We start from the raw sequence: 23,755 nt of genomic DNA, 5'->3' as shown, positions 1-23,755 counted from the left end.
ACGCCCGCCGCCGAGTCCGTCGAGGGAGCCGTCCATGGCCGGGACCGTCCTGCGCACACGCGCGCTGAACCGGGCCACACTCGACCGGCAGCTCCTCCTCTCCCGCACCGAACTGCCCGTGGCGGACGTGGTCACCCACCTGGTCGGCCTCCAGGCCCAGACCACCCACACCTGGTACCTGGGACTGGAGAACCGCATCGAGGGCCTGGACCCCCACCGGGTCGGCCGCATGCTCACCGACGGCGAACTGGTCCGCGTCACCCTCATGCGCGGCACCCTCCACCTCGTCACCCCGCGGGACTGCCGCTTCCTGCGCCCCACCGTGCAGCCCGCCATCGACCGCGGGTTCTCGGGCAGCCGCCACGGCCAGGCCACCCGCGGCATGGACCTCGACGCCGTCGCCCGCGCCGGGTACGACCTCCTGATCGCCCGCCCCATGACCCCGAACGACCTGGCCGGACACCTCGCCGAGCGGTGGCCCCGGGTGGGCGGCGAGCACCTCGCCCAAGCGGTCAAGGACCGGCTCCCCCTCGTGCAGATCCCCCCGCGCGGGGTGTGGGGCGCCACCGGGGCGCCCGCGTTCGCGCCCGCCGACACCTGGACCGGGCTGGCCATGGACGCCGACCCCGACCCGGAGGGCCTGGTGCTGCGCTACCTGGCGGCGTTCGGCCCGGCGAGCGTCAAGGACATGCAGGCGTGGTCCTCGCTCACCCGGTTCAAGCCGGTCTTCGACGGCCTGCGGGACCGCCTCGTCGAGCTGCGGGCCGAGGACGGCACCGTCCTGTTCGACCTCCCCGACGCGCCCCGGCCCGACGAGGGCACCGAGGCCCCGGTCCGCTTCCTCTACGACTTCGACAACGTCCTGCGCGGCCACGCCGACCGCAGCCGCGTGCTGCCGCACGAGCACCGGGCGCGGCTGGTCTCCCGCAACGGCATGCCCCCGGGGACGGTCCTGGTGGACGGGTTCGTCCGCGCCTCCTGGAAGGTGGTGCGCGCCCGGGGGGCCGAGCCCCACCTGGAGGTCTCCCTGTTCGAGCCGATCACCGCCGCGGACCGCGAGGCGGTCGCCGCCGAGGGCGAGCGCACCCTGGCGTTCCTGGAACCCGGGGGACACGGGATCCGGTTCGTCGAGCCCTGATCCCGCACCGGTTCCCCGGACCGTATCGCCCGCCCGCTTCGCCCGTGGGTGCCCTGATGTGGACGTATGCATCCGGACCACGGACAATACGGGGTGATATGGAAGGATTCTCGGGTGACTGAAGAGTTCCGTGCCGCGTTCCAACGCGTGCTCGACACCGCCGCCGAACAGGCTCCCGGGTTTCCCGCGGCCGTGCACGACGTCTTCCGGCTCTCCTCCCAGGTCCCGCAGGAGGAGCTGGCCGTCGCCATGGAGGCGCTGGCCCCCGTGCTGTCGGACTGCGAACCCGTGGCCGGCATCGCCGCCGACCTCGCGGTCCTGGCCGGCGCGCTGGTGGAGGCCGGTGCGCCCGCGGGGCAGGTGGGGCTGGAGGTGCTGCGCCAGCTCGGCAGTTACGGACAGGCCGCGGCCGCGTTCATGCACGCCTGGGACAAGACCGGCGGCGGCGCCCCGCCGCACCCCGGCGAGGTGGGCGAGGCCGAGGAGCAGCGGGTCGAGGAGGTCCTGGGCGAGAACGCGCCCCTGGCCACCGTCGGCTGGTGGACCTGCCTGCGCTACGGGCTCGCCGCCAAGGCCATGCTCGGCGACTCCCGGGTGCGGGCGGCCGTGCGCGCCGACTCCGGGGCCCTGGAGGGCCTGAGCCAGATCGTGCACGCCCTCTCCACCCGGCTGCCCGAGTTCACCGAGGTCGGCGAACTCCTGAAGATGGCCGAGGCGGACAGCGCGCTGGTGCTGGACCGGGCCTCCTGGCGGGCCTTCCGCGTCCGGTTCGACGGCATCGGCGACAACTTCCAGCTGCACACGCTGCTGGCCGACGCGCTCATCGGCAAGGAGGGGCAGCGGCTGCCCGGCACCCGGCCGGACCCGCGGTGGACCGCCGCCTGCCTGGACGGCGCCCCGGACCCGCTGGCGGACGTGGTGCGCGGCGAGTGGGACCTGGTCGGCGGTGACGGGACCTGGGTCGGCAACGAGGCGTGCCCGGCGGACATCCCCTTCGTCGACGGGGAGCGTGTGCTGGTGTTGGAACCGCAGACGCTCGCCCACTCGTGGCGGGCGGGGCGGCGCCACGCGCACATCCCGGGCAGCCTGACGATCGTCGAGGAGCTGCACCCGGACGAGGCCACCGGGTGGTGGTCGCGGATGCACCCGGCCGGATCGGTGCGCCACCCGCTGGCGCCCGCCATCGAACACGGGGACACCGGCGCGCACCGGCCGCCCCGGCACTTCGGCGTGGCCGCGCACTTCGAGGAGGTCGACGCGGGTCCGCTGTCGTCGACGTTCCCGGCCCTGGAGCCGGACGACCTGTCGGACGGCCTGCCGGGCGGGCTCCCGCAGGAGGCGTCGCCGGGCGGCCCGTGGGCCGAGGCGTACCCGCGCGAGGCGGTGGGGTGGGCCGACGACCCCGCGCCGCGGCCCGAGCCCCGGGTCGAGCCGCAGATCGAGGCGTGGCCGCTCGTCGAGCGGGCGCCCGACCCGTGGCCGGCCGTCGAGCCCGAACCCGGGCCCCGGGGGTACATCCCGCCCGACGACGGCCGCCCGCCGGGCGCGCACCTGGTGCCGCCGCTGCCGCCCGGGGTGTCGGACAGCTGGGCGTGGGCCCCGCACTGGAAGTGGCCGCCCCCGCCAGGCCCCGCGCCGAGCCCGTGAGACCCCGCCGCCGAAGGCGGCACCCGGGCACGCCGTAGCGCACCCGGTATCCCCCGAACACCGAACCCGGAGACCCCCATGCCCGAGCCCGCCCGGACCGCTGCCCCGGAACCCGCCCCGCCGAGCCTGTCGAGCCCGCCGGAGCCGCGGCGGCCGCTGAGGACGCCGTGATCGAGACCCCCCGGACCCCCGGGGCAGAGGAGCCCGAGACGGCGGGCGGCCCCGTCGGGGAGGACGGGGGCACCGGGACCGCGGCGACCCCGGACACCGCCGACGGCGTGGAGAGTGCTTCCGGCCCTGCGAAGTCGTGGGCGGCCCGGGTGGCGCTGGTGGCGGCCGCCGGACTGGTGGTGGGCGGCACCGCCTACCTGGGAGTGGAGGTCGCCGACGCGTTCGCGCCGGCCGCCACGACCGGGGCGGCCGAGTCCGGGCCCGACCGGGACACGGGCGAACGCCGCACCACGCCACTGCTCGCGGACCCCGGCGAGGGTGCCCCCCAGGGGACCGGTGCCGGCCCCGAGGCCGGCGGTGAAGCGGCGGCCCCCGCCCAGGGCCCCGTCGACGCACCGGTGGAGGGCACCGCGCCCGCCGACGGGAGCGGCGGTACCTCCGGAGGGGAGGACCCGCGCGCGCAGATCCTCGACGACATCCTCAACACGCCCCAGGAGCGCCCGCCCCTGGTCAACGACTGCGACCAGGCCTGCGTCGACGCCCAGACGGCACGCGAGGAGGAGGGCGTCGAGCCCGTGGTCGTCGAGTTCCACCCCGAGGACTACGAATTCCCCACCACCCCCTGACCAGGGAACGGGGCGGCGGGCCCGCGCGCCGTGGGCGCGGACGGCGCCGCGTCGGCGGCGGGCCTGGGCCCGGACGGGAATACGCAGGTGGACGCCCCGGGAGCCGGTGTCCGACCGGCGCGGCAGCCGCGGTCGCCCACAGGGAGCACGGACCCGACTAGGCTGGCGTTCGGCAATCCGACACCCCGGCAGGCCGACCGCGCTGGGTGAGTCACGAGCACACTCAAGGAGATCCCGTCATGGGGCAGCGACACTTCGATCTGGTCGTTCTCGGCGCGGGCCCGGGCGGCTACGTCGCCGCGATCCGGGCCGCCCAGCTCGGCCTGAACACCGCCGTCATCGAGGAGAAGTACTGGGGCGGCGTCTGCCTCAACGTGGGCTGCATCCCCTCCAAGGCCCTGCTGCGCAACGCGGAGCTGGCCCACCTCTTCACCAACGAGGCCGACCTCTTCGGCATCAAGGTCGACGGCAAGGTCGAGTTCGACTACGGCAAGGCGTTCAGCCGCAGCCGCGAGGTCGCGGACGGCCGCGTCAAGGGCGTCCACTTCCTCATGAAGAAGAACAAGATCACCGAGATCGACGGCCGCGGCACCTTCGTCGACGACCACACCATCGAGGTCGCGGGCGGCGACGGCTCCAGCGAGACCGTCACCTTCGACCACGCGGTGATCGCCGCCGGCTCCTCCACCAAGCTGCTGCCCGGCACGCAGCTGTCGGAGCGGGTCGTCACCTACGAGGAGCAGATCCTCGAATCCGAGCTGCCCGGCAGCATCATCATCGCCGGAGCGGGCGCCATCGGCGTCGAGTTCGCCTACGTCCTGGCCAACTACGGCGTGGACGTCACCATCGTCGAGTTCCTGGACCGCATCGTCCCCCTGGAGGACGAGGAGGTCTCCAAGGAGCTCTCCCGCGCCTACAAGAAGCTCGGCGTCAAGGTCCTGACCTCCACCCGTGTGGAGGGCGTCGAGGACACCGGGAGCAACGTCAAGGTCACCGTCACCACCACCGGGGGCGACCAGCAGGTCCTGGAGGCCGACAAGCTGCTCCAGGCCATCGGGTTCGCGCCCAACGTCGAGGGCTACGGCCTGGAGAAGACCGGCGTGGAGCTGACCGAGCGGGGCGCCATCGCCATCGACGGCCGGGGCCGCACCAACGTGCCGCACATCTTCGCGATCGGCGACGTCACCGCCAAGCTGATGCTGGCCCACACCGCCGAGGCCATGGGCATCGTCGCGGTGGAGACCATCGCCGGGGCCGAGACCCAGGAGATCGACTACAAGTTCATCCCGCGCGCCACCTACTGCCAGCCGCAGATCGCGAGCTTCGGCTACACCGAGAACGAGGCCCGCGAGGCCGGGTTCGACGTGCAGGTCGCGAAGTTCCCGTTCATGGCCAACGGCAAGGCGCACGGCATCGGCGACAGCCGCGGTTTCGTCAAGGTCCTCTCCGACGCCAAGTACGGGGAGATCCTGGGCGCCCACATGATCGGCCCCGACGTCACCGAGCTGCTGCCGGAGCTGACCCTGGCCCAGCAGTGGGACCTGACCGTCCACGAGGTGTCGCGCAACATCCACGCCCACCCGACGCTGAGCGAGGCCGTCAAGGAGGCCGTGCACGGGCTGTCCGGGCACATGATCAACTTCTAGGCCGTCCGCCGCGGGGGTCCGTCCCGCGGCGTGCGGAACGAAGGGCGCCGGGGCCGGTCCCCGGCGCCCTTCCCCGTGTCCGGTGCCGGGCGCGCCGGGCGCGGTCGCGGCCCCGGCGGCCGTCCGTCGTCCTGTTGTGCCGGACCGCGGCGGACTTGCTAAGTTTCCCTGTGTCCCCCGCCGGAACCGTCCCCTTTCGTCCGGCACACTCCCGACACCGAGAGCCACCCATGCGACTGATCCCGTCCTCCCCCCTGTCGTGCCTGGGCACGGCCGTCGCCGCCGCAGTGATCGGTGGTTTCGTCCTGGTCGGCTGCGACGTCGTCGAGTTCGACGAGTTCGACACGGACTTCGGCCTCTTCTCCGGGGACGGGGAGGCGTCCCCGAGCCCGGAGGCGAGCGCGAGCCCGAGCCCGGAGGACGGGGAGGGGCAGGAGGAGGCCGCGCAGTACGCGCTGCCGGAGTCGTGCGCGGAGGCCGGCGCCGCGGAGGTCGTCGGGGACCTCGCGCCGGGGACCGTGCTGGCCGAGGACCGCGGCGAGGTCGAGGGGTTCGCCGACGCCGAGCAGCTGACCTGCTCGTTCAGCGACGGCTCCGGGACGCCGGGCGCGGCCACGTTCACCCTGGTGTTCACCCTCAACGTCGACCCGAGCCTGAGCCCCGACGTGGTGGCGGTGCCGGGTGCCGAGGAGGAGATGAACTGGGAGGTGGACATCGACGTGGACGTCGACACCTACCACACGGACGAGTCCGACTCCCTGGGCGGCGACCTGGAGTACGTGGGCACGGTGGACGGCGGCACCCGCCACCTGTACCTGTCGCTGCCGGGCGAGCTGTACGTGACCGCGATCGCCTACGGCGGGGAGGTGCCGCGCGAGGACCTGGAGCGCGTGGTGATGCTGGCCGCGGAGCGGGTGCGCGGCTGACCCCGGCCGGGGCGCAGGGAACACGGACGTCGAGGCCGCCGGCACCGCCGGCGGCCTCCGCCGTGTCCGCCCCCGGTCAGCGCAGGAGGTCGGGCAGCCCTCCGGCGAGGGCGTGCAGGCAGCGCGCGGCCAGGGCGGCGGGGCCGTCCTCTCCTCCGGGCGGTGCGTCCCCGGCGGACCAGGTCTCCATGGACAGGCGGATGGCGTCGGTGACGGCGGCCGCCGCCAGGCGCACCGTCAGGTCATCGTCGGGGCGGCCGGCGGCCGCCGCCAGCAGCGGTACCAGGAGCTCCTCCGACTCCTGGTTGACCCGGTACCAGACGGTCCGCAGGGTGGCGTCCTCGCGGGCGGCGCGCAGCAGCGCGCGCGTCCACTCCAGGGCGCGCTCCTCCTCCGGCCCACCGGGCGTCAGGGCGTCCACGACGGACCGCTCGACGGCCTCGGGCAGCCCCGGGGTCGGCCCGCCGTCGCCGGCGGGCTCCTCCAGTGCGGCCAGCGCGTCCCGCCAGTGCTGTGCACCGGTGCTGAGCAGCGGGGCGACGGCGTCCTGCTTGGTGCGGAAGTACCGGTAGAACGTGCGCAGCGCCACCCCGGCGGCGGCTGCGATGTCCTCGGCGGTGGTGTTGTCGACGCCGCGCTCGGCGAAGAGCCGGGCGGCGGCCCGGGCGATCTCCACCTGCGTCGCGGCCTTGCGGCGGGCGGTGAGGGAGGGGCGGGACCCCCCGGATTCTGCGGTGACCATCGCGCTCGATCCTAAGTCCCACCCAGGGCGGCATAAAAAGTCGGAGTGGCATGTTGTGCCAATTGGACATTTCATGCACGAAGCCGCGCCCGGCCGGACGCGGCGGAGGAGGTAAGGGCCGTGAACCGTTACGAGGGACGACGGGTCCTGGTCACCGGCGGCGGGTCGGGCATCGGCCAGGCCACCGTGCTGCGCATGCTGGCCGAGGGCGGCAATGTCGTCGCCGCCGACGTCAGCGAGGCCGGGCTCAAGGACACCATCGACCGGGCGGGGGACCTGGCCGAGCGGCTGACCACGGTGTTCCTGGACGTCTCCGACGAGGATTCGGTGCGCACCGGCGTCGGCATCGCCGTCGAGGCCCTGGGCGGGCTCGACGCGCTCGTCAACGCCGCCGGGATCCTGCGCTCCTCGCACACCGAGCGGACGGCGCTGGCGGACTTCGAGCGGGTGCTGCGCGTCAACCTGGTCGGCACGTTCCTGGTGATCCGCGAGGCGCTGCCCGAGCTGAAGCGGGGGAACGGCCCCGCCGTGGTGAACTTCAGCTCCACCTCGGCGGCGTTCGCCCACCCCTACATGGCGGCGTACGCGGCCAGCAAGGGCGGGATCCAGTCGATGACCCACGCGCTGGCGTCGGAGTTCGCCGGCGCCGGGATCCGCTTCACCGCCGTGCAGCCCGGCTCCATCTCCAGCGGGATGACCGACGGCAGCGGCGCCAGCGGCCAGAGCCGCGGGCCCGGACTGCCCGACGACGCCGACATGGCCCTGTTCGCCAAGCTCGGCCCCGCCCTCGGGCAGGGGTTCGCCGGGCCGGAGACGGTGGCCTCGGTGGTGGCGATGCTGGCCTCCGACGACGGTGCGTTCATCACCGGGACCGAGGTCCGCGTCGACGGCGGCACCCACTTCTGACCCCGGGGAGCGAGAAAGGGGCCGTGCCGCGGAACATCCGCGGCACGGCCCCTTCCGTTGTGCCCGGGACCGGTCAGCCCTGGTCCAGGAGGCGGGCGCAGCGGATCAGGCCCAGGTGGGAGTACGCCTGCGGGTGGTTGCCCAGCGCGCGTTCGGTCACCGGGTCGAACTCCTCCGGCAGCAGGCCGGTCGGACCGGCGCAGTCCACCAGGTGAGCGAACAGCTCCTCGGCCTCCGCGCGGCGCCCCGTGGCCAGGTAGGCCTCGATCAGCCAGGTCGTGCACAGGTGGAAGCCGCCCTCGCCGCCGGGCAGGCCGTCGTCTCGGTGGTACCGGTACACGGTGGGGCCGCTGCGCAGCTCGGCCTCGATGGCGGTCACGGTGGCCTGGAACCGCTCGTCGGAGGGGTCGATGAGCCCGGACAGCCCGATGTGCAGCGAGGCCGCGTCCAGGTCGGTGCCGTCGTAGGCGGTGGTGAACGCCTGCGCGTCCGCGTTCCACCCCTTGTCCACGACCTCGGCGGCGATCTGTGCCCGTAGGGGCTCCCAGCCGGGGTCGGGGGCGCGGTCGTAGGCGGCCGCCAGGGTGAGCGCGCGGTCCAGGGTGAGCCAGCACATGACCTTGGAGTAGACGCGGTGCCGGGGCTCGTCGCGCTCCTCCCAGATGCCGTGGTCGGGCTCCTGCCAGCGCCGGGCGACGGCGTGGGCCATCTCCTGGACCAGCTCCCAGTCGCGGTCGGCCAGGGTGCCGCGCACCCGGGCGAGGTGGGCGATGAGCTCCACGACGGGGCCGAACACGTCGAGCTGCACCTGGTGGTCGGCGAGGTTGCCGACCCGGACGGGGCGGGACCCGGCGTAGCCGGACAGGGAGTCGATGACCTCCTCGGGGCCCAGGTCGGTGCCGCGCAGCGAGTACAGGGGCTTGAGCAGCTCGGGGCCGGGGAGGGTCTCCACGACGCGGTGCACCCAGTCCAGGAACGCCTCGGCCTCGGCGGTGGAGCCGAGGTCGACCAGGGCCTGGACGGTCAGGGCCCCGTCGCGCAGCCAGCAGTACCGGTAGTCCCAGTTGCGGATGCCGCCGATCTCCTCGGGCAGGGAGGTGGTGGCCGCGGCCATGACGCCGCCGGTGGGGGTGCACAGCCCGCGCAGGGTCAGCGCGGAGCGCGCCACCAGCCGCCTCTCGGTCTCGGGCAGGGACAGCCCGCCGAGCCAGTCGGCCCACTCGGCCTCGCCGGTGCGGCGCCGCTCGGCCTCGGGGAGGTCGCCGGGGGCCAGGGAGTCGGTGCCGCAGCGCAGCTCCAGCACCACGGGGCGCTCGGAGGTGGGCTGGACGGTGGCGTAGGCGATGTCGTCCACGCCGTCGTGGTCGATGCGCCAGGACACGCCGGGCGAGTACAGGGCGATGGGGAACTCGGCGCCCTCGACGACGAGGCCGTCGTCCTTGGGGGTGATGCGCACCGGGGCGCGGCCGAAGTCGGGGCGCGGGGCGAACTCCACCACGGCCGGGGTGGTCCCGGTGATCACCCGCACCAGGTCGGTGCGGCCCGGTGCGGTGTCGGTGGCCAGGTAGTCGATGACCTCCAGCCGCGAGAAGCGCGTGCGCACCGTCATGGTGTCGCGCTCGTACCGCTGGCCCAGGGGCAGGCCCTTGTGGGCGGGGGCGATCGCGAACACCCCGGCGGAGCGGCCGCCCAGCAGTTCGGCGAACAGGGCCGGGGAGTCGGGCTCGGGGTGGCACAGCCACAGCAGGCGGGCGTCCGGGCCCACGAGGGCGACCGAGGACTGATTGGACAGCAGCGACATGCGCTCGATCGGGGTGGGGCGCTCCCCGAACACCCAGGATCGGCGCTCGGCGGCCAGCAGGGAGAGCAGCTGGGCGGCGGCCGGGGTGTCGGCCACCCGGTGGGCGGCCACGGAGGGTTCGGTGGTGTCGCCGACCCGGATCCCGGCGTCGGCGCCGGACAGGTGCAGGAAGACGGGCTCCTCGCCGTCGCCGCCGCCCATGTACAGCACCGCGGTGGCCTCGACCTGCCCGCGCAGGACCTCCAGGGCCTCGGCCTTGCCGTGCGCGGAGGGGTCGGCGGTCAGGTCGGTGTCGAACTCGGTGCCGTGGGCGCCGACCAGGCGCACCTCGCCGGGCAGCCGGGACAGGGCGGCCAGGTCGCGCAGCGGGCGGGCGGAGATGACCGCGCACACCGTGCCGGGGAGTTCGGCCAGCTCGCGTAGGGCGCGCACCGCTTCGGGCAACGGGCGGCGGTCGGGACGGCCGTCCGCGTCCAGCGGGGCCAGGGCTCCGTCGTAGTCGCAGGCCACCAGCAGCCGGGAGGTGCGGGCCAGTGCCGACACCCGTCGGCGCGCATCGGTGGACAAGGGGTCGGGGGTCACGCCGGTGGGCTCTTCCGGCATGCCCGGGGCCGCGTTCACCGTTTGGGTGAGCGTCACTGTGCCTCCTCCGCTGGTCCACGCAACGACCTGGGAAAAATGGGTGATCTGTAGGACTCCGTACGCATACGCCGGGTTCACACGAGACTGGTGTGGAAAACGTAGAACCCGGGGCTTGTGGCACGGGTGGGGCCTCAGGGGACTTGAAGCAGATCTCAGGAACTTTTAACGCGGATGTGGATGAAAGGGATCGCGCGCAGCGTCAAGATCCGGTCCTCCGGAAGTCAACGCGAGACTACCTGCGGTCTGTTGCCCCTGAGGCCCGTGGGGGGCGTGATGCAGGTCACTCTAGAGGTGTTTCGGGTGAATGGCGAGGGTGTGTCCGAGATGGAGGCGGGGCGTCGAGCGTTGCGAATGCGGAGAAAGCACGCAAAGCCGACTTGACCGGGACTCTTCCCCTTCTTGGCCGAGAGGATGGTGTGCGGTGTGCCACCGGCCGATCGGGATTTTTTCGTCGGCGCCGGCCCGCGGGAGCCGGGCGAGGGCGCTGAGTGCGCTGGAGGCGATGGGCGCGGCGGCCGCGCCCGCGCTGCCGAGGCTGCGGGAGCTGCGGGCGGCCCCCCGGCGGCCGGGGAACCTGAGCTCCGGCTGGCGCGACGTGGCCGACGACCGGGACCTGCTGGCGCTGCTCGACAGGGCCATCGCGCGTGTCGGAGGAGGGTGAGGCCCGGCCTCCGAAAGGGGGCTTGCGTTGCGGTGGGCGGAGCTGTTCGGTGGTGCCCATGGCCGATGACGAACGCCTGCGCGGGCTGGACGGGGTGCCCTGGGGCGATCTCGTGGACTGCCACGGACAGGACGGCACCGGGGTCCGCGACGACCTCGCGGCGGCGCTCGCCGGGGACCCCGCGGAGGCCGCCGGGGCCGTCGAGGACCTCTGCGTGAGCCTCGCCGACCGGGGGTACGGGTACCGGCTCCCGTCGGCGGTGCCCGCGGCGCTGCCGTTCCTGGCGCGGGCGGCCGCCGATGCCGTGCGCCCGCGGCAGGTCCGGCTGGACGCCCTCGACCTCGTCGGGGACGTGTGCTCCGGCTGGGACCTGCCCGCACCGGCCACCGTGCGGGAGGCGCTGCTCCCCCTGCTGGCCGACCCCTGCCCCGAGGTGCGCGTCAAGGCCGCCGAGGCCCTGGCCCGGGGGCGGGGCGGGGACGCGGCCGTGGTGGAGGCCCTGCGCGAACGCCACGGGGCCGAGACCGACCCCGGGGTCCGGCTCCGTCTCCTGGCCGCCGCCGTCCGGCTCACCGGGCGTGGCGGCCCGGTTCCGGGATGGCTGCGCGACCGGTTCGAGAACGGGGACCGCGACGAGCGGGTGCTGGTCGGGTCCGGGGCCTTCGGGGACCCGGTGCCGACCGCCCGGGCCGCCATGGACGACCTGGTCCGGGAGCCGTGTCCCCGGTGGTTCCGGGCCGCCGGGCTGGGCGCCGACGGCCGTGACGACCGGCGCTTCCGCTACGCCCAGGTCTGGATCCACCGGGCGCTGGACCGCGACGGGCGGGAACGGGTCGCCCGGGACCTGCTCGGGCACGCCGACGCACGGGTGCGCGCGGCCGCCGTGCGGGCGGCGCTGGACCTGGTCGGGGAGTTCCGTTCGGCGGCCGGGCCGTGGGCCGGGCGGGTCGCGCCGCTGCTGGACGACCCCGACCCGGAGGTCCGGCGGTGGGCGGTGCGGTCGCTGTCCGCGGTCGGGGATCGGGCACGCCCGTGGTCGGACCGGCTGGCCGGCATCGCAGCGGAACCCGGCGACGACGCCGCGCAGGCGCTGCTCGCCCTGGCCCGGCTCGGCGACCCCCGCGCGCCCGGGCTCCTCCTGGCCCGCTCCGGCCTGCCGCTGTTCGGGTTCGACCCGGTCCCCTCCCGGGACCCGTGGGGCTGGGACCCGACGTTCGAGGAGGCCATGGAGGCGTTCGCGCCCTGGGCCGACGAGCTGCTGCCGCACCTGCGCGAACGGATGGGGGGCGACCCCTGGGAGGCCCGGTGGGCGGCTCCCGCCCTGGCGGCGTGGGGTCCCCGCGCGGCCCCGCTGGCCGACACGGTCGCCGGCCTGCTCGGCGGCGGCGACCGCGACCCCGGCCTGGTGGCGGTGCTGGCCGCGATCGGCCCCGCCGCGGCGCGGCACGCCGACCGGGTGCGGGAGTCCGCGGCCGGCCCCGGACGGGCCCACGCGTACCTGCGGCTCACCGGTGACACGGGGGCGGCGCTGGACCTGCTCGGCCCCTTCGGCGCCCGGTGGCACGACCGGGAGTGGGCGCTGCTCGCCGAGGCCGGTTCCGCCGCCGCCCGCTACGAGGCCGACCTGCGGGAGTACACGGACCTGCGGGGGGCGCACGACGCCCGGGCCCTGCACGCCCTGTGGCGGGTCACCGGGGACACGCGTGCGGTGCTCGCCGCGCTGCTCGACACCGACCACCCCTACCTGGGGGAGCGGGTGCTCACCGGCACCGGCACGGCCGCCGTGCGCCTGCTCGGCGGGATCGGTCCCCCCGCCGGGCGGGCGCTGCCGCGGCTGCGCGCGCTGCTCGGCTCCGACCGCACCGCCCACGTGTCGCCGCGGGCTCTGAGCAGGCGCGGTATCGCCCAGGACCGGGACCTGACCGCCCTGCTGCGCGACGCGGTCGCCCGGATCGGAGGAAGGGGCTGAGGGGCCCGCACCGGGCGGGCCCCGGCGGTCACGAGGTCTTCTCGGGCTTGCGCAGGTGGTGCACGAACGCGGGCGGGACGTTGGCGATCACCCGGTCGGACCGGACGCCGTAACGGTCGATCCAGTCCTGCACCACCCAGCTGGTGCGCGCCTGGCGCAGGTAGTCCTCGCGCCGGGCGATGACCGCCTTCACCTCCTTCGTGTACAGGTAGCCGTAGAAGGAGAGGTGGCCGCCGGGGCGCAGCACCTCGAAGTAGTACTCCAGGATCTCCCGGACGGCGTCGGCGGTGAAGTTCGCGAACGGCAGCCCCGACAGGATCACGTCGTAGGTGCGGTCGGTGCCCATGTCGCCGACCAGCTTGGCGTGCACCCGCGCCTGCGCGGCGATCGGTGACAGCGCGGGGTCGGTCTCCAGCAGGTGTTCGAGGTGGGCGGCGAACTCGGGGTTGGCCTCCACCAGGTCGGCGGTGTCCCCCGGACGCATGGCGGCGGCGATCCCGCGGGTGATGGCCCCCGTGCCCGCGCCCACCTCCATGATCCGCAGCGGCTCGTCGGGTACCGGACGGACACGGACGTGTTCGGCCATCGCCCGGGCCAGCGCTGGGCTGCTGGGCAGGATGGAACCGGTGGCATGGAACGTCCGCAGCGCCTGGGTGAAGAACAGCCTGGTGTCGCGCAGGCGTTCGTCGAGGGCGGCGAGGGGTCCGGCGGTGCTCTTTGTCTCGGACATAACCGAACGCTAACCCCTGGCGGCCTCCGATGGGAGACACCGGTGTTCCCGCGCCGTGAATTGCGGGTGTGGACCATCCCACCGCCCCGGCGGGAACCCCGGCCGCGGCACCGCGCCGACCGTGGTGGTTAGGCTGGCCCCATGAGCGAAGCGGACGAGGGCACCCGTACCGAGCACCCCCGGACGGCGCTGGTGACAGGCGCCTCCTCCGGCATCGGCGAGGAGTACGCGCGCCGCCTGGCCCAGCGCGGCTACGGCCTGGTGCTGGTGGCCCGGCGCAAGGAGCTCCTGGAGTCGCTGGCCGAGGAGATCCGCGACATCTACGGCACCCCCGTCGAGGTCCTGCCCGCCGACCTCGGCTCGCGCGGCGGGGTGGACGCGGTCGCCGGGCGCCTCACCGCCGACGGCACGGGGGAGCGCCCCGCCGTCGACCTGCTCGTCAACAACGCCGGGCGCGGCGACGGCGGAGCGTTCACCGAACAGGACCCCGCCGACATCGACGCCATGCTCGAACTCAACGTGCGGGCCGTCCTCCAGCTGACCCGGGCCGTGCTGCCGGTGCAGATCGCCCGCCGTGAGGCCGGGGAGCAGGCCAGGCTCGGTGTCATCACCGTCTCCTCGCTGGCCGGGGAGCCCGCCGTGAACCCCGGCGGTTCGGTGTACGGGGCGGGCAAGAAGTTCCTCACCCTGTGGAGCGAGAGCGTGTCCGCGGAGGTGCGGGGCAGGGGTGTGTCCGTCACCGTGGTGCTGCCCGGGTTCGTGCGCACCGACATGACCCGGGGCGTCCAGGAGAAGGGGCTGCCCGAGTTCGCGTTCGTGCCCAAGGAGCACATCGTCCGCGACTCGCTGCGGGCCTGGGCTGCCGGGCGCTCCCACGTGGTCCCCGGAGCCCAGTACAAGACCGCCGACGGCCTGCTCAAGGTCCTGCCGCGCTCCCTGGTGCGGCTGGTGGCCCGCCGCATGGTGTGACGGGCCGGTGCCGGGGCGGGCGCGGCGGCGGATGTGACGTGTTCCCCGACCGCATGGTGAGACTCCCGCCCCCGCGTGCAGCGGATGGTGGCCGCAACGCCTAGGCTTGTCAGTGCACTGTCGGTCGAGGAAAGACACCATGAAGACCTTCGAAGAGCTGTTCGCCGAGCTGTCCGAGAAGGCGCGCACCCGACCCGAGGGGTCCGGGACCGTCGCCCAGCTCGACGCCGGCGTCCATGCCATCGGCAAGAAGGTCGTCGAGGAGGCGGCCGAGGTCTGGATGGCCGCGGAGTACGAATCCGACGAGCAGGCCGCCGAAGAGATCTCGCAGCTCCTCTACCACCTCCAGGTCCTGATGCTGGCCCGTGGCCTGCGGCTGGAAGACGTCTACAAGCATCTGTAGGTCGGCGCGCCCCGACCACGGCGCGTACGGCCGCTCGACGTCTTCGAACACGCAGAGCCAACACGAAAGCCAGAACACATGCCCGACATGCTGAGAATCGCCGTGCCCAACAAGGGCCAGCTGTCCGAGCCCGCCGTCGAGATGCTGCGCGAGGCCGGCTACCGGCAGCGCAAGAGCAGCCGCGACCTGGTGATGGTCGACCCGGACAACGAGACCGAGTTCTTCTTCCTGCGCCCCAAGGACATCGCCGTGTACGTCGGCGAGGGCATCCTGCAGGCCGGGATCACCGGCCGCGACATGCTGCTGGACTCCGGCGCCCCCGTGGACGAGGTGCTGCCGCTGGGGTTCGGGGGGTCCACGTTCCGGTTCGCCGCGCCCAACGGCGCGAACATGACGGTCGCCGACCTCGACGGCAAGCGCGTCGCCACGTCGTTCGACGGGCTGCTCCGCTCCTACCTGGAGAAGGAGGGGGTCGACGCGCGCGTCATCCACCTGGACGGCGCGGTGGAGAGCTCCGTCCAGCTGGGGGTGGCCGACGCCGTCGCCGACGTGGTGTCGACCGGCACCACGCTGCGCCAGGCGGGGCTGGAGACGTTCGGGGAGCCGATCCTGGTGTCGGAGGCGGTGCTGATCCGCCCCGTGGACGCCGGACCCGACGCCAAGTTCGACACCCTGCTGCGGCGGCTGCGCGGCGTCCTGGTCGCCCGCGACTACGTGATGATGGACTACGACGTGCACGCCGAGCGCCTGGAGGCGGCGGTGGCGCTGACCCCCGGCATGGAGGGCCCGACGGTGTCCCCCCTGCACCGGGAGGGCTGGGTGGCGGTGCGGTCGATGGTGCCGCGCCGGGACGCCCAGCGGATCATGGACGACCTGTGGCAGCTGGGCGCCCGGGCGATCCTGGTGACGGACATCTACGCCTGCCGCCTGTAGGCGGCGGGTGGAGGAGGGGCCCGCGGGCGACCGCGGGCCCCTCCGCGCGTCCGGGGCGTGCGTCCCGGAGGGTGCGGGCGGCCGCCGCCCTCCGACGGGGGTACCGGTGCGGGCCGGGCGGGACGCTCAGGCGGGGACGACGGTGATGGTGTACTCCGTGCCCTCCCCGTGGTCCGGGATCTCGACGGACAGCACGCGGCGCTCCGCGTCCCAGTCGGAGGTCCAGCCGTCCGGGGCGTCCACGGTGAGCTCGTGGTCGGGGAAGGCGTGCGCCGGGAGGTGGATCTCGGTGGGGCCCGACACGCCCTCGCGTTCGGTGAACCGGAGCCGGAACCGGGCCGGTCCGGCGTCGTAGGAGACCTCCACCGGCCGCCCCGCCACCGCCCGGGGGTAGGCGCGGGACATGACCTCCGCCAGCGGCCCCGGGGTGAGGTCGGTGTCCGCCCACGGCCCCCAGCCGTCGTGGTCGTTGGACCAGTAGGCGCGGCCGGAGGCCATCGACTCGGTCTCCTCAAGCATGCGGCGCACGTAGGCGTCCGCGCCCGGGCCCGACATGTCCAGGCCGAACTCGCCCAGCACGATCGGCGCCCCCAGGCGTTCGGCGGTGACGCGGACGCTGTCGGACCACAGGTCGATGCTGCGGTCCACGGTCGCGCGGGAGTCGCCCTCGTAGGGCCGCCCGAGGTCCATGGGCAGCGGGTAGGCGTGCGGGGCGTAGGCGATGCGGGGCCCGCCCTCGCGCGGGTCCTCCAAGCGGGGGAGCGCGGAGGGGAAGCCCCAGTTGACGCCCACGGCCTGGCCCTCGACGAAGATCCAGGCGTCCTGGTCGACCTCGCGGATGCGCTCCAGGCAGCGCCGGTACAGCTCGGCCAGGGGGCCGGCCTCGAAGTCCGGGCCCTGGAGGCTGCCGCCGAACGGCTCGTTCATGAGGTCGTAGCCCAGGACGGCGGGCTCGTCGGCGAAGCGGGCGGCCACGTGGTTCCAGGCGGCGGCGTAGTCGTCCATGAGGTACGGGTGCTCGCCGGTGGTGTTCCAGAAGTGGTCGAAGGAGCGCATGACGCCCGGCTCCAGGTAGACCAGCTCCCACATGTCCTGGGACTCCACCGGCAGGCCGTCGTTGTGGGTGGCCCACCGCGGGGCGCCGTTGCCGGAGTGCTCCTGCGGGCTGGTGTAGCGGCCGTAGAGGTCCTGGTGCATGTCGAGGAGGACGTGGTAGCCGCGTTCGGCGTACCAGTCGACGCGCTCGGCGACGGCGTCGAGGTAGTCCTCGTCGTAGACGCCGCGTTCGGGCTCCAGCGCCTGCCACTGGATGAGGAAGCGGACGAAGTTGGTCCCCATGAGGTCGTACTCGGCCTGGACGGCGTCCTCGGTGATCCAGGGGAGGCGCTCGGGGTCGGACTTGGCCGAGCCGGAGGTGTTGAAGCCGTGCAGGAACAGGGCGCGCCCCCGGTCGTCGGTGATGTAGCGGGTGGGTCCCGGGTCGTGCCGGGTGGCCGCGGCGAGCAGGCCGGGCAGCAGGACCAGGACGGCGAGGACCGCCGCGAGACGTTTCAAGTCGCGTCCTTCGGGGGGTGGGGAAAAGAGACGTACGTCACTATCCTGCAAAACGTGAATCTTATTCGCAATATCCCGGCGGCCGCCTCCGCCGCCGCGCTGCTGCCGTGTCTGCTGTTCGGCACCACCGGCTTCCTCACCTGGCTGGGCGCGCGGGGCGCCTGGCTGCTGCTGCCCAGCGCCCTGGGGGCGCCGTTCGCCGTGCCCGGGCTGCGGTTCGCGCCGCTGGGCGAACAGCCCTGGTCGGCGCTCGCCGCCGAGCTGGCCGGGGTGGCCGTGCTCGTCGCCGTCGTGTGGTGGGCGACGGCGCGGTCCGTGGCGCGCCGCCCCGACGCCTCCGCCGTCCGGGCTTTCCTGGCGGGGTGGGGCGCGTTCGCCCTCGGGGCGGCGGCCGCCGGTGTGCCGCGCGCCCTGCTGCCCGCCTGGGAGATGGGGCTGGGCCCCGCCGGGTGGTACGCGATGCTCGCGGGCGGGCTGGTCACGGGGCTGCTGTGGGGTTCGACACTGGGCTGGATCTGCGGATTCGCCCGGCTGGCGACCCGGCCGCGGGCGGCGGTGGCGGCCTGAAGACCCGGGTGGGACGGGGTTTCGGACGCACCTGAACCCGTCGTCCGTCGGTTTGATGGTGTTCACGCGCTGTTCGCCCACGGTGATCCCCCGTGGCCGAAGGTGGTCGTTTCCGGGGGAGGACTCCGGCACTGACGGAGGACTGTGTCACGATGCCCGAATGATCGAAGACTTCCGCCGCGCCGTCGCCGACGTCGTCGAGGCCGCCCAGTCGCGGCCCCACGAGGTTCTACCGCTCGCCGGAACGCTGTTCCAGCTGGCCGGGCACGTTCCCGTCGAGGAGCGGGCCGCCGCGCTCGCGGCCATCGCCGAACGTCTCCGCACGCCGGAGCGGATCGCCCTGGGGGCCGTCGCCGACCTGGCGGTGCTGTGCGGCGCCCTCGTCGAGGTGGGGACCCCGGCCGGGCCCGCCGGGGTCGAGATCACCCGACGCGCGCGGGAGGTCGGCGCGCAGGCGCTGCGGTTCGCGGACGCCTGGGAGTCGACGGGCGAGGACGACCCGCCGCACCCGCGGGAGACCGGCGAGTCGCACCGGGCGCGGGTGACCCCGGTGCTGGGCGACGCCGACATGTACTCGCTCGCCTCGTGGGCGACCATGCAGCCGTACGGGATCGCGATCCGCGCCGTGCTGGGCGACGCCGAGGTGCGCGCCGCGCTGCGCCATGACCCGCGGGGGCTCGCCGAGCTGCAGGCGCTGTCCTCCCGGATGCGCCGCCACGTCGAGGAGTTCGGCGAGGTGTACGAGCTGCTGCTGATGGCCGAGGCCGACCGGATGCTCGTCCTGGACCGGGCGTCGGGGCGCGCCTTCCGGGTGCGCTTCGACGGTGTGGGGGACAACTTCCAGCTGCACACGCTGCTGGCCGACGCGCTCATCGGCCCGGAGGGCCGGGGCGTGCCGGGGCAGCGGCCGATGCCGGACTGGGTGGCGTCCGCCACCGACCTGCGCGACGACCCGCGGCTGTCGATCGTCGAGGGCGAGTGGGACCTGGTCGGCGGCGACGGCATGTGGGTGGGCAACGAGGCGACGCCGGGATCGGTGCCGGTCGTCGACGGCGAGCGGGTGCTGGTGCTGGAGCCGATCTCCCTCAAGCACACCTGGCGGACCGGCCGCCGCCACCCGCACATCCCGGGGTGGCTGCGGGTCGAGGAGGAGCTGGGGCGCGACGAGGCCGCCGCCTGGTGGGGGCGGGTGCACCCGGCGGGCACCGTCGTGCACCCCCTGGTGCAGAGCCAGGAGGAGACGTCCCCGGTGGTGGACGTGCCGCCGGAGGACTGGAGCCCCGCCGACGCGGCGCCGGCTCCGGGCCGTCCCGGCCCCCGGGACGCCGACGACTCCTGGAACGCGGTCGGCGCCTCGGGCGCCTCCGGTGCGCACACCGCCGCGGCGTACGAGGGCGACTCCGGCTCCCACGGTCACGGCGGCCCCGCCGGCGCCGACGCGTCCGGGCCTTCGGGCGCCTACAGCGCCCCCGGGTACACGGATGCGGCCGGGGTCCCTGGTGGGCACGGTGCCCCTGGACACGGCGGTGCCCCCGGTGTGCCGGGGGCCGGTGATGTCCCGGGTGGCTGGACGCCTGCGGCCGGTGCCCCGGGTGCCCACGGGCACGGTGGTGTCGCCGGTGCCCCGGGCGCAGCTGGGACCTCTGGTACGTACGGTGACTCCGGTCATGGCGGTGCTGTAGGTGCGGGTGCGCCCGGTGTTTCCGGGTACGGAGACACGGCTGGTGCTCCGAGTGGGCATGGTGCCTCTGGACACGGTGGTGTGCCCGGGGCGCATGGCGCCTCCGGGTACGGAGACACGGCCGGTGCCCCGAGTGGGCATGGTGCCCCTGGACATGGCGGTGCGCCTGGGGCCTCCGGGTACGCAGATGCACCCGGTGTTTCTGGTGGGCACGGTGCTCCTGGGCACGGGGGTGCGGCCGGTGCGCCTGGGACCTCTGGCTACGCGGATGCGCCCGGGGCACACGGTGCCTCCGGCTACGCGGATGCGCCCGGGGCACACGGTGCCTCCGGCTACGCGGATGCGGCCGGTGCTTCTGGTGGCCATGGTGCGCCCGGACATAGCGGTGGCTCTGGTGCCTCGGGTGTCGCTGATACCTCTGGTGCGTACGGTGGCTCTGGCCATGGTGGTGCGGGCGGTGCGGGTGCGCCCGGTGCTTCCGGGTTCGGAGACACGGCTGGTGTTTCTGGTGGGCACGGTGCCCCTGGCTACGCAGATGCGGTCGGTGCCCCCGGGCACGGCGGTGCGGCTGGGGCCTCTGGCTATGCAGATGTGACCGGGGCCCCGGGTGCGCATGGTGTTTCCGGGCACGGTGCCCCTGGACACGGTGGTGCCGCTGGGGCCTCTGGTGCGTACGGAGACACGGCTGGGGCCGGTGCTCCCGGGTACGCGGATGCGTCCGGGTACGGCGATGTCGCCGGGGCGGGTGACGGCTCGGGTGGCCGCCCGGCCGCCGAGGTGGGCGGCGGGGCCTCCGAGCACGGCGGGTCGGCCGGGGCCACCGGGGCGCAGGGGACGTGGGACGCCTTCGGGAGCGGTGGGGCGAGCGCGCCTCCGGGAGCCTCGTTGGTGCCGCCGCCTCCCGCGGACCGCTGGGAGGTCGAGGCGGAGCCGTCGATCGCTCCGGGACCCGAGGCGGACCGCGAGCCGCCCGGCGCCGGGCTGCTAGAGCCCATGCCGGAGGGGGTCTCCGACAGCAGCGGGTGGGGCCCGTCCTGGAAGTCCTGACCGCCGTACCGCCGGCCTCCTAGGAGGCCGGGGGCTCGGGGCGGGACTGGAGCGCGGCCCAGATGAGCGGGATCTGGAGCGGGACGCGCCCCCAGGCCACGATGCGGTTGTCGGCCGGGCCGGGCAGGCGCCCCGTGCCCGAGTCCATGGCCATCCGGATGTTGGCGGGCCACACGGCGAGGAGGAGGGCGGCGCTGGCCGGCCCCGCCCAGCGGCGGCGGGTCAGCAGGCCCAGGCCGCACGCGGCCTCGGCGACGCCGCTGCCGTACACCCAGGCGCGCGGCGCGGGCAGGGAGCGCGGCATGATCGCCTCGAACGGCTTCGGGGCGATGAAGTGCAGTACGGCCGAGGCCAGGAACAGGCCGCCGAGGGCGTACGGGGCGGCCGTGCGCGGGTTCTTCGTCACGACCCCTAAGTTACCCGCGGGTCATAAAACGCGGAAGGGCCCCGGAGCGGACTCCGGGACCCCCGTCACCTAGCAGCAGCGCGACCCGGGATTCGTGTCGCCCTTGTCCGTGTGGTGGCGCCAGAAGACGCGCTCGCTCATGGGCTCCTCGCCCGGGTGCTCCCGGTTGTGGTGCTCCAGGTAGATCTCGTAGGCCCGCTCGCCCACGACCCCGCGGGCGATCTGCCACGCCTCGCGCAGTCCGTGCAGCAGCCTCGGACCGAGTGCCGAGCCCGTCGTCATCGTCCGCTACTCCTTCTTCTCCTCGGAGGAACCGCCCACGCTCTCCAGCTGCCGAGCGTACTCGCGCTCCTCACGGCTCGGGATGAGCCCGTCCGGGGCCCAGGTCTTGGACCTCTCGTACGGGATCTCGGTGATGGGCAGCGTGCCCTCCGGGGCGCGCAGCGCCTTGATCCACACCCGGACCGAGTCGGCCAGGATGATGACCACCAGCAGCGCGAACAGCACCGACAGCGTGCCCTGGACCGTCGTGTTCACGACCACCTGGCGCATGGCCTCCTCGCCCTGCACCGCGCCCACCCCGGGCTCGCCGTTGGCGAGCGCCTCGGAGAACTGGCTGCGCTGGGCGAAGAACCCGATCTTCGGGTCGTCGGAGAACACCTTCTGGTAGCTCGCGGTCAGGGTGACCACCGCGTCCCAGGCCAGCGGCACCAGGGTGACCCAGGCGTACTTGGCCCTGCCGGACTTGATGATCAGCGTGGTGCACACCGCCAGGGCGATCGCCGCCAGCAGCTGGTTCGCGATGCCGAACAGCGGGAACAGCTGGTTGATACCGCCCAGCGGGTCGTTCACGCCCGCCCACAGGAAGTAGCCCCAGCCGCCGACGATCAGAGCGCTACAGATCCACGCGCCGGGCCGCCAGCTCGTGTCGCGCATCGGCTTGTACACGTTGCCCAGGGTGTCCTGGAGCATGAACCGGCCGACGCGGGTTCCGGCGTCGACGGTGGTGAGGATGAACAGCGCCTCGAACATGACGGCGAAGTGGTACCAGAACGCCATCATGGCCTGGCCGCCGAACACGTTGGAGAAGATCGTCGCGGCACCCAGCGCGAACGTCGGCGCGCCGCCGGTCCGGGCGATGATCTCGCTCTCGCCGATGTTCGTCGCGATCTGCTGCAGTGTCGCGGCGTCCACCGTGAAGCCGAGCTGGCTGACGGTCTGCGCGGCGGACTCCACACTGCCGCCCAGGGCGTTCATCGGCATGTTCATCGCGAAGTACACGCCGGGGTCGATGATGCACGCGGTGATCAGCGCCATGACCGCCACGAACGACTCGGTGAGCATCGAGCCGTACCCGATCATGCGGACCTGGGTCTCCTTCTCGATGAGCTTGGGCGTGGTGCCCGAGGAGATCAGCGCGTGGAACCCCGACAGCGCGCCGCAGGCGATCGTGATGAACACGAACGGGAACAGCGGCCCGGCCACCACGGGGCCCTGGCCGTTGAACGCGAACTCGGTGAACCGCGGCAGCTGCAGCGACGGCATCGCGATGAGGATGGAAACCGCGAGCAGGACGACCACGCCGACCTTCATGAAGGTCGACAGGTAGTCGCGCGGCGCCAGCAGCAGCCACACGGGCAGCACCGAGGCGACGAAGCCGTAGACGATCAGGCCGATGGTCAGTTCGTTCTTGCTGAAGAGGAAGACCTCGCTCAGCACGGCGTGCTCGGCCACCCAGCCGCCGCCGACGATGGACAGCAGCAGCAGGACGACGCCGATGGCGGAGGTCTCCATGACCTTGCCGGGCCTGACGAACCGCAGGTACACGCCCATGAACAGGGCGATGGGGATGGTCATGATCAGCGAGAACGCGCCCCACGGCGACTCGGCCAGGGCGTTCACGACGACCATGGCCAGCACGGCCAGCAGGATGATCATGATGGACAGCACCGCGATGAGCGCGGCGATGCCGCCGACCGGGCCGATCTCCTCGCGCGCCATCTGGCCGAGCGAGCGGCCGTTGCGGCGGGTGGAGAAGAACAGCACGACCATGTCCTGCACGGCACCCGCGAAGATCACACCCAGGATGATCCAGATGGTGCCGGGCATGAAGCCCATCTGCGCCGCGAGGACCGGGCCGACGAGGGGTCCGGCGCCGGCGATGGCGGCGAAGTGGTGGCCGTAGAGCACCCGGCGGTCGGTCGGGTGGTAGTCGGCGCCGTTGTTGAGGCGCTCGGCCGGGGTGGCCCGGGTCGGGTCGGCCATCAGCACCTTGTACTGGATGAACCGTGCGTAGAAGCGGTAGGCGATGGCGTAGGAGGCGAGCGCGGCGAAGATCAGCCAGGCGGCCGAGATCTCCTCGCCTCGGCCGATGGCGATCACGCCCCACGCGACCGCTCCCACGAGGGCGACGCCGGCCCAGATGGCGATGCTCTGTGGTGTCCACTTCGGCTTGTCCGGCGCCGGCGGGGGCCCCGCCTTGCCATTGACCGGAACAGAGGACATCTGATCCTTCTCTCTAACCTGTCGGGAACCCGGGGAGGAATCCGGGAGCCATATCGCGACAATCGTGCAGGACCTACCCGTGTTG

Annotated in this window: 20 protein-coding genes; 13 read left to right on the top strand and 7 right to left on the bottom strand. The window is 73.8% G+C overall.

Annotated elements, in window-relative coordinates:
* Window positions 1-34 precede the first annotated feature (34 nt).
* The 5 genes from ABZ249_RS05890 (at window position 35) to ABZ249_RS05870 (ending at window position 6,154) form a co-directional block, all read left to right on the top strand.
* Entirely contained in the window at window positions 35-1,138 is a 1,104-nt protein-coding gene (locus ABZ249_RS05890; protein ID WP_355257812.1) for a winged helix DNA-binding domain-containing protein, read from the top strand.
* Window positions 1,139-1,252: 114 nt separating this feature from the next.
* Window positions 1,253-2,785, top strand: coding sequence for a hypothetical protein (locus tag ABZ249_RS05885; RefSeq protein WP_355257809.1), 1,533 nt, complete (start codon window positions 1,253-1,255; stop codon window positions 2,783-2,785).
* A 167-nt stretch (window positions 2,786-2,952) separates the two neighbouring features.
* Window positions 2,953-3,582, top strand: a complete 630-nt coding sequence (locus ABZ249_RS05880) for a hypothetical protein (protein ID WP_355257806.1) — start codon at window positions 2,953-2,955, stop codon at window positions 3,580-3,582.
* 239 nt (window positions 3,583-3,821) lie between these two features.
* A complete protein-coding gene (lpdA, locus tag ABZ249_RS05875) occupies window positions 3,822-5,228 on the top strand; it encodes a dihydrolipoyl dehydrogenase (protein ID WP_220564266.1) in 1,407 nt (468 codons plus the stop codon).
* A gap of 230 nt (window positions 5,229-5,458) precedes the next feature.
* Entirely contained in the window at window positions 5,459-6,154 is a 696-nt protein-coding gene (locus ABZ249_RS05870) for a hypothetical protein (protein ID WP_355257802.1), read from the top strand.
* Window positions 6,155-6,230: 76 nt separating this feature from the next.
* Here the strand turns inward: ABZ249_RS05870 and ABZ249_RS05865 are convergent, their stop codons facing one another.
* Window positions 6,231-6,896: a TetR family transcriptional regulator gene (locus ABZ249_RS05865; protein ID WP_355257799.1), complete on the bottom strand. Its 666-nt coding sequence runs from the start codon at window positions 6,894-6,896 to the stop codon at window positions 6,231-6,233.
* Window positions 6,897-7,016: 120 nt separating this feature from the next.
* On the opposite strand from ABZ249_RS05865, the gene ABZ249_RS05860 reads away from it, so the two are divergent.
* Window positions 7,017-7,802 carry an SDR family oxidoreductase gene (locus ABZ249_RS05860; RefSeq protein WP_355257796.1) on the top strand — a complete coding sequence of 262 codons (786 nt, stop codon included), beginning with the start codon at window positions 7,017-7,019 and terminating at the stop codon, window positions 7,800-7,802.
* A gap of 73 nt (window positions 7,803-7,875) precedes the next feature.
* On the opposite strand, the gene ABZ249_RS05855 is transcribed toward ABZ249_RS05860, so the two are convergent.
* Window positions 7,876-10,242: a trehalase-like domain-containing protein gene (locus ABZ249_RS05855; protein WP_355257793.1), complete on the bottom strand. Its 2,367-nt coding sequence runs from the start codon at window positions 10,240-10,242 to the stop codon at window positions 7,876-7,878.
* A 505-nt stretch (window positions 10,243-10,747) separates the two neighbouring features.
* Here ABZ249_RS05855 and ABZ249_RS05850 point away from each other — a divergent pair.
* A complete protein-coding gene (locus ABZ249_RS05850; protein WP_355257790.1) occupies window positions 10,748-10,906 on the top strand; it encodes a hypothetical protein in 159 nt (52 codons plus the stop codon).
* Window positions 10,907-10,964: 58 nt separating this feature from the next.
* The gene (locus ABZ249_RS05845; protein WP_355257787.1) at window positions 10,965-12,875 is read left to right on the top strand and encodes a hypothetical protein; all 1,911 of its coding nucleotides are present in this window, start codon (window positions 10,965-10,967) and stop codon (window positions 12,873-12,875) included.
* Window positions 12,876-12,903: 28 nt separating this feature from the next.
* Here the strand turns inward: ABZ249_RS05845 and ABZ249_RS05840 are convergent, their stop codons facing one another.
* The gene (locus tag ABZ249_RS05840) at window positions 12,904-13,605 is read right to left on the bottom strand and encodes a methyltransferase (protein ID WP_220564277.1); all 702 of its coding nucleotides are present in this window, start codon (window positions 13,603-13,605) and stop codon (window positions 12,904-12,906) included.
* Between the two features lie 141 nt (window positions 13,606-13,746).
* On the opposite strand from ABZ249_RS05840, the gene ABZ249_RS05835 reads away from it, so the two are divergent.
* The 3 genes from ABZ249_RS05835 (at window position 13,747) to hisG (ending at window position 15,910) form a co-directional block, all read left to right on the top strand.
* Window positions 13,747-14,574 (top strand): SDR family NAD(P)-dependent oxidoreductase, encoded by an 828-nt coding sequence (locus tag ABZ249_RS05835; protein WP_220564278.1) that lies wholly within the window; start codon window positions 13,747-13,749, stop codon window positions 14,572-14,574.
* A gap of 139 nt (window positions 14,575-14,713) precedes the next feature.
* Window positions 14,714-14,977 carry a phosphoribosyl-ATP diphosphatase gene (locus ABZ249_RS05830; protein WP_306367642.1) on the top strand — a complete coding sequence of 88 codons (264 nt, stop codon included), beginning with the start codon at window positions 14,714-14,716 and terminating at the stop codon, window positions 14,975-14,977.
* A 78-nt stretch (window positions 14,978-15,055) separates the two neighbouring features.
* Window positions 15,056-15,910, top strand: coding sequence for an ATP phosphoribosyltransferase (hisG, locus tag ABZ249_RS05825; RefSeq protein ID WP_220564280.1), 855 nt, complete (start codon window positions 15,056-15,058; stop codon window positions 15,908-15,910).
* A gap of 126 nt (window positions 15,911-16,036) precedes the next feature.
* Here hisG and ABZ249_RS05820 read toward each other — a convergent pair whose 3' ends face one another.
* Window positions 16,037-17,464, bottom strand: coding sequence for a cellulase family glycosylhydrolase (locus tag ABZ249_RS05820; RefSeq protein WP_355257781.1), 1,428 nt, complete (start codon window positions 17,462-17,464; stop codon window positions 16,037-16,039).
* Window positions 17,465-17,518: 54 nt separating this feature from the next.
* Between ABZ249_RS05820 and ABZ249_RS05815 the strand changes: the two genes are divergently transcribed.
* A complete protein-coding gene (locus ABZ249_RS05815; protein WP_355257778.1) occupies window positions 17,519-18,031 on the top strand; it encodes a hypothetical protein in 513 nt (170 codons plus the stop codon).
* Between the two features lie 160 nt (window positions 18,032-18,191).
* A complete protein-coding gene (locus ABZ249_RS05810; protein WP_355257775.1) occupies window positions 18,192-20,759 on the top strand; it encodes a hypothetical protein in 2,568 nt (855 codons plus the stop codon).
* A gap of 19 nt (window positions 20,760-20,778) precedes the next feature.
* Here ABZ249_RS05810 and ABZ249_RS05805 read toward each other — a convergent pair whose 3' ends face one another.
* The 3 genes from ABZ249_RS05805 to ABZ249_RS05795 form a co-directional block, all read right to left on the bottom strand.
* A complete protein-coding gene (locus ABZ249_RS05805) occupies window positions 20,779-21,165 on the bottom strand; it encodes a MauE/DoxX family redox-associated membrane protein (protein WP_355257772.1) in 387 nt (128 codons plus the stop codon).
* A gap of 69 nt (window positions 21,166-21,234) precedes the next feature.
* A complete protein-coding gene (locus ABZ249_RS05800; RefSeq protein WP_220564284.1) occupies window positions 21,235-21,447 on the bottom strand; it encodes a YbdD/YjiX family protein in 213 nt (70 codons plus the stop codon).
* Window positions 21,448-21,453: 6 nt separating this feature from the next.
* Window positions 21,454-23,670: a carbon starvation CstA family protein gene (locus ABZ249_RS05795; protein ID WP_355257769.1), complete on the bottom strand. Its 2,217-nt coding sequence runs from the start codon at window positions 23,668-23,670 to the stop codon at window positions 21,454-21,456.
* Window positions 23,671-23,755 lie beyond the last annotated feature (85 nt).

This window comes from Nocardiopsis sp. NPDC006139 (assembly GCF_040614155.1).
GTDB lineage: Bacteria > Actinomycetota > Actinomycetes > Streptosporangiales > Streptosporangiaceae > Nocardiopsis > Nocardiopsis changdeensis.
Note: the sequence above shows the minus strand (reverse complement) of the source record. Positions and strands in the feature narration are given on the sequence as shown.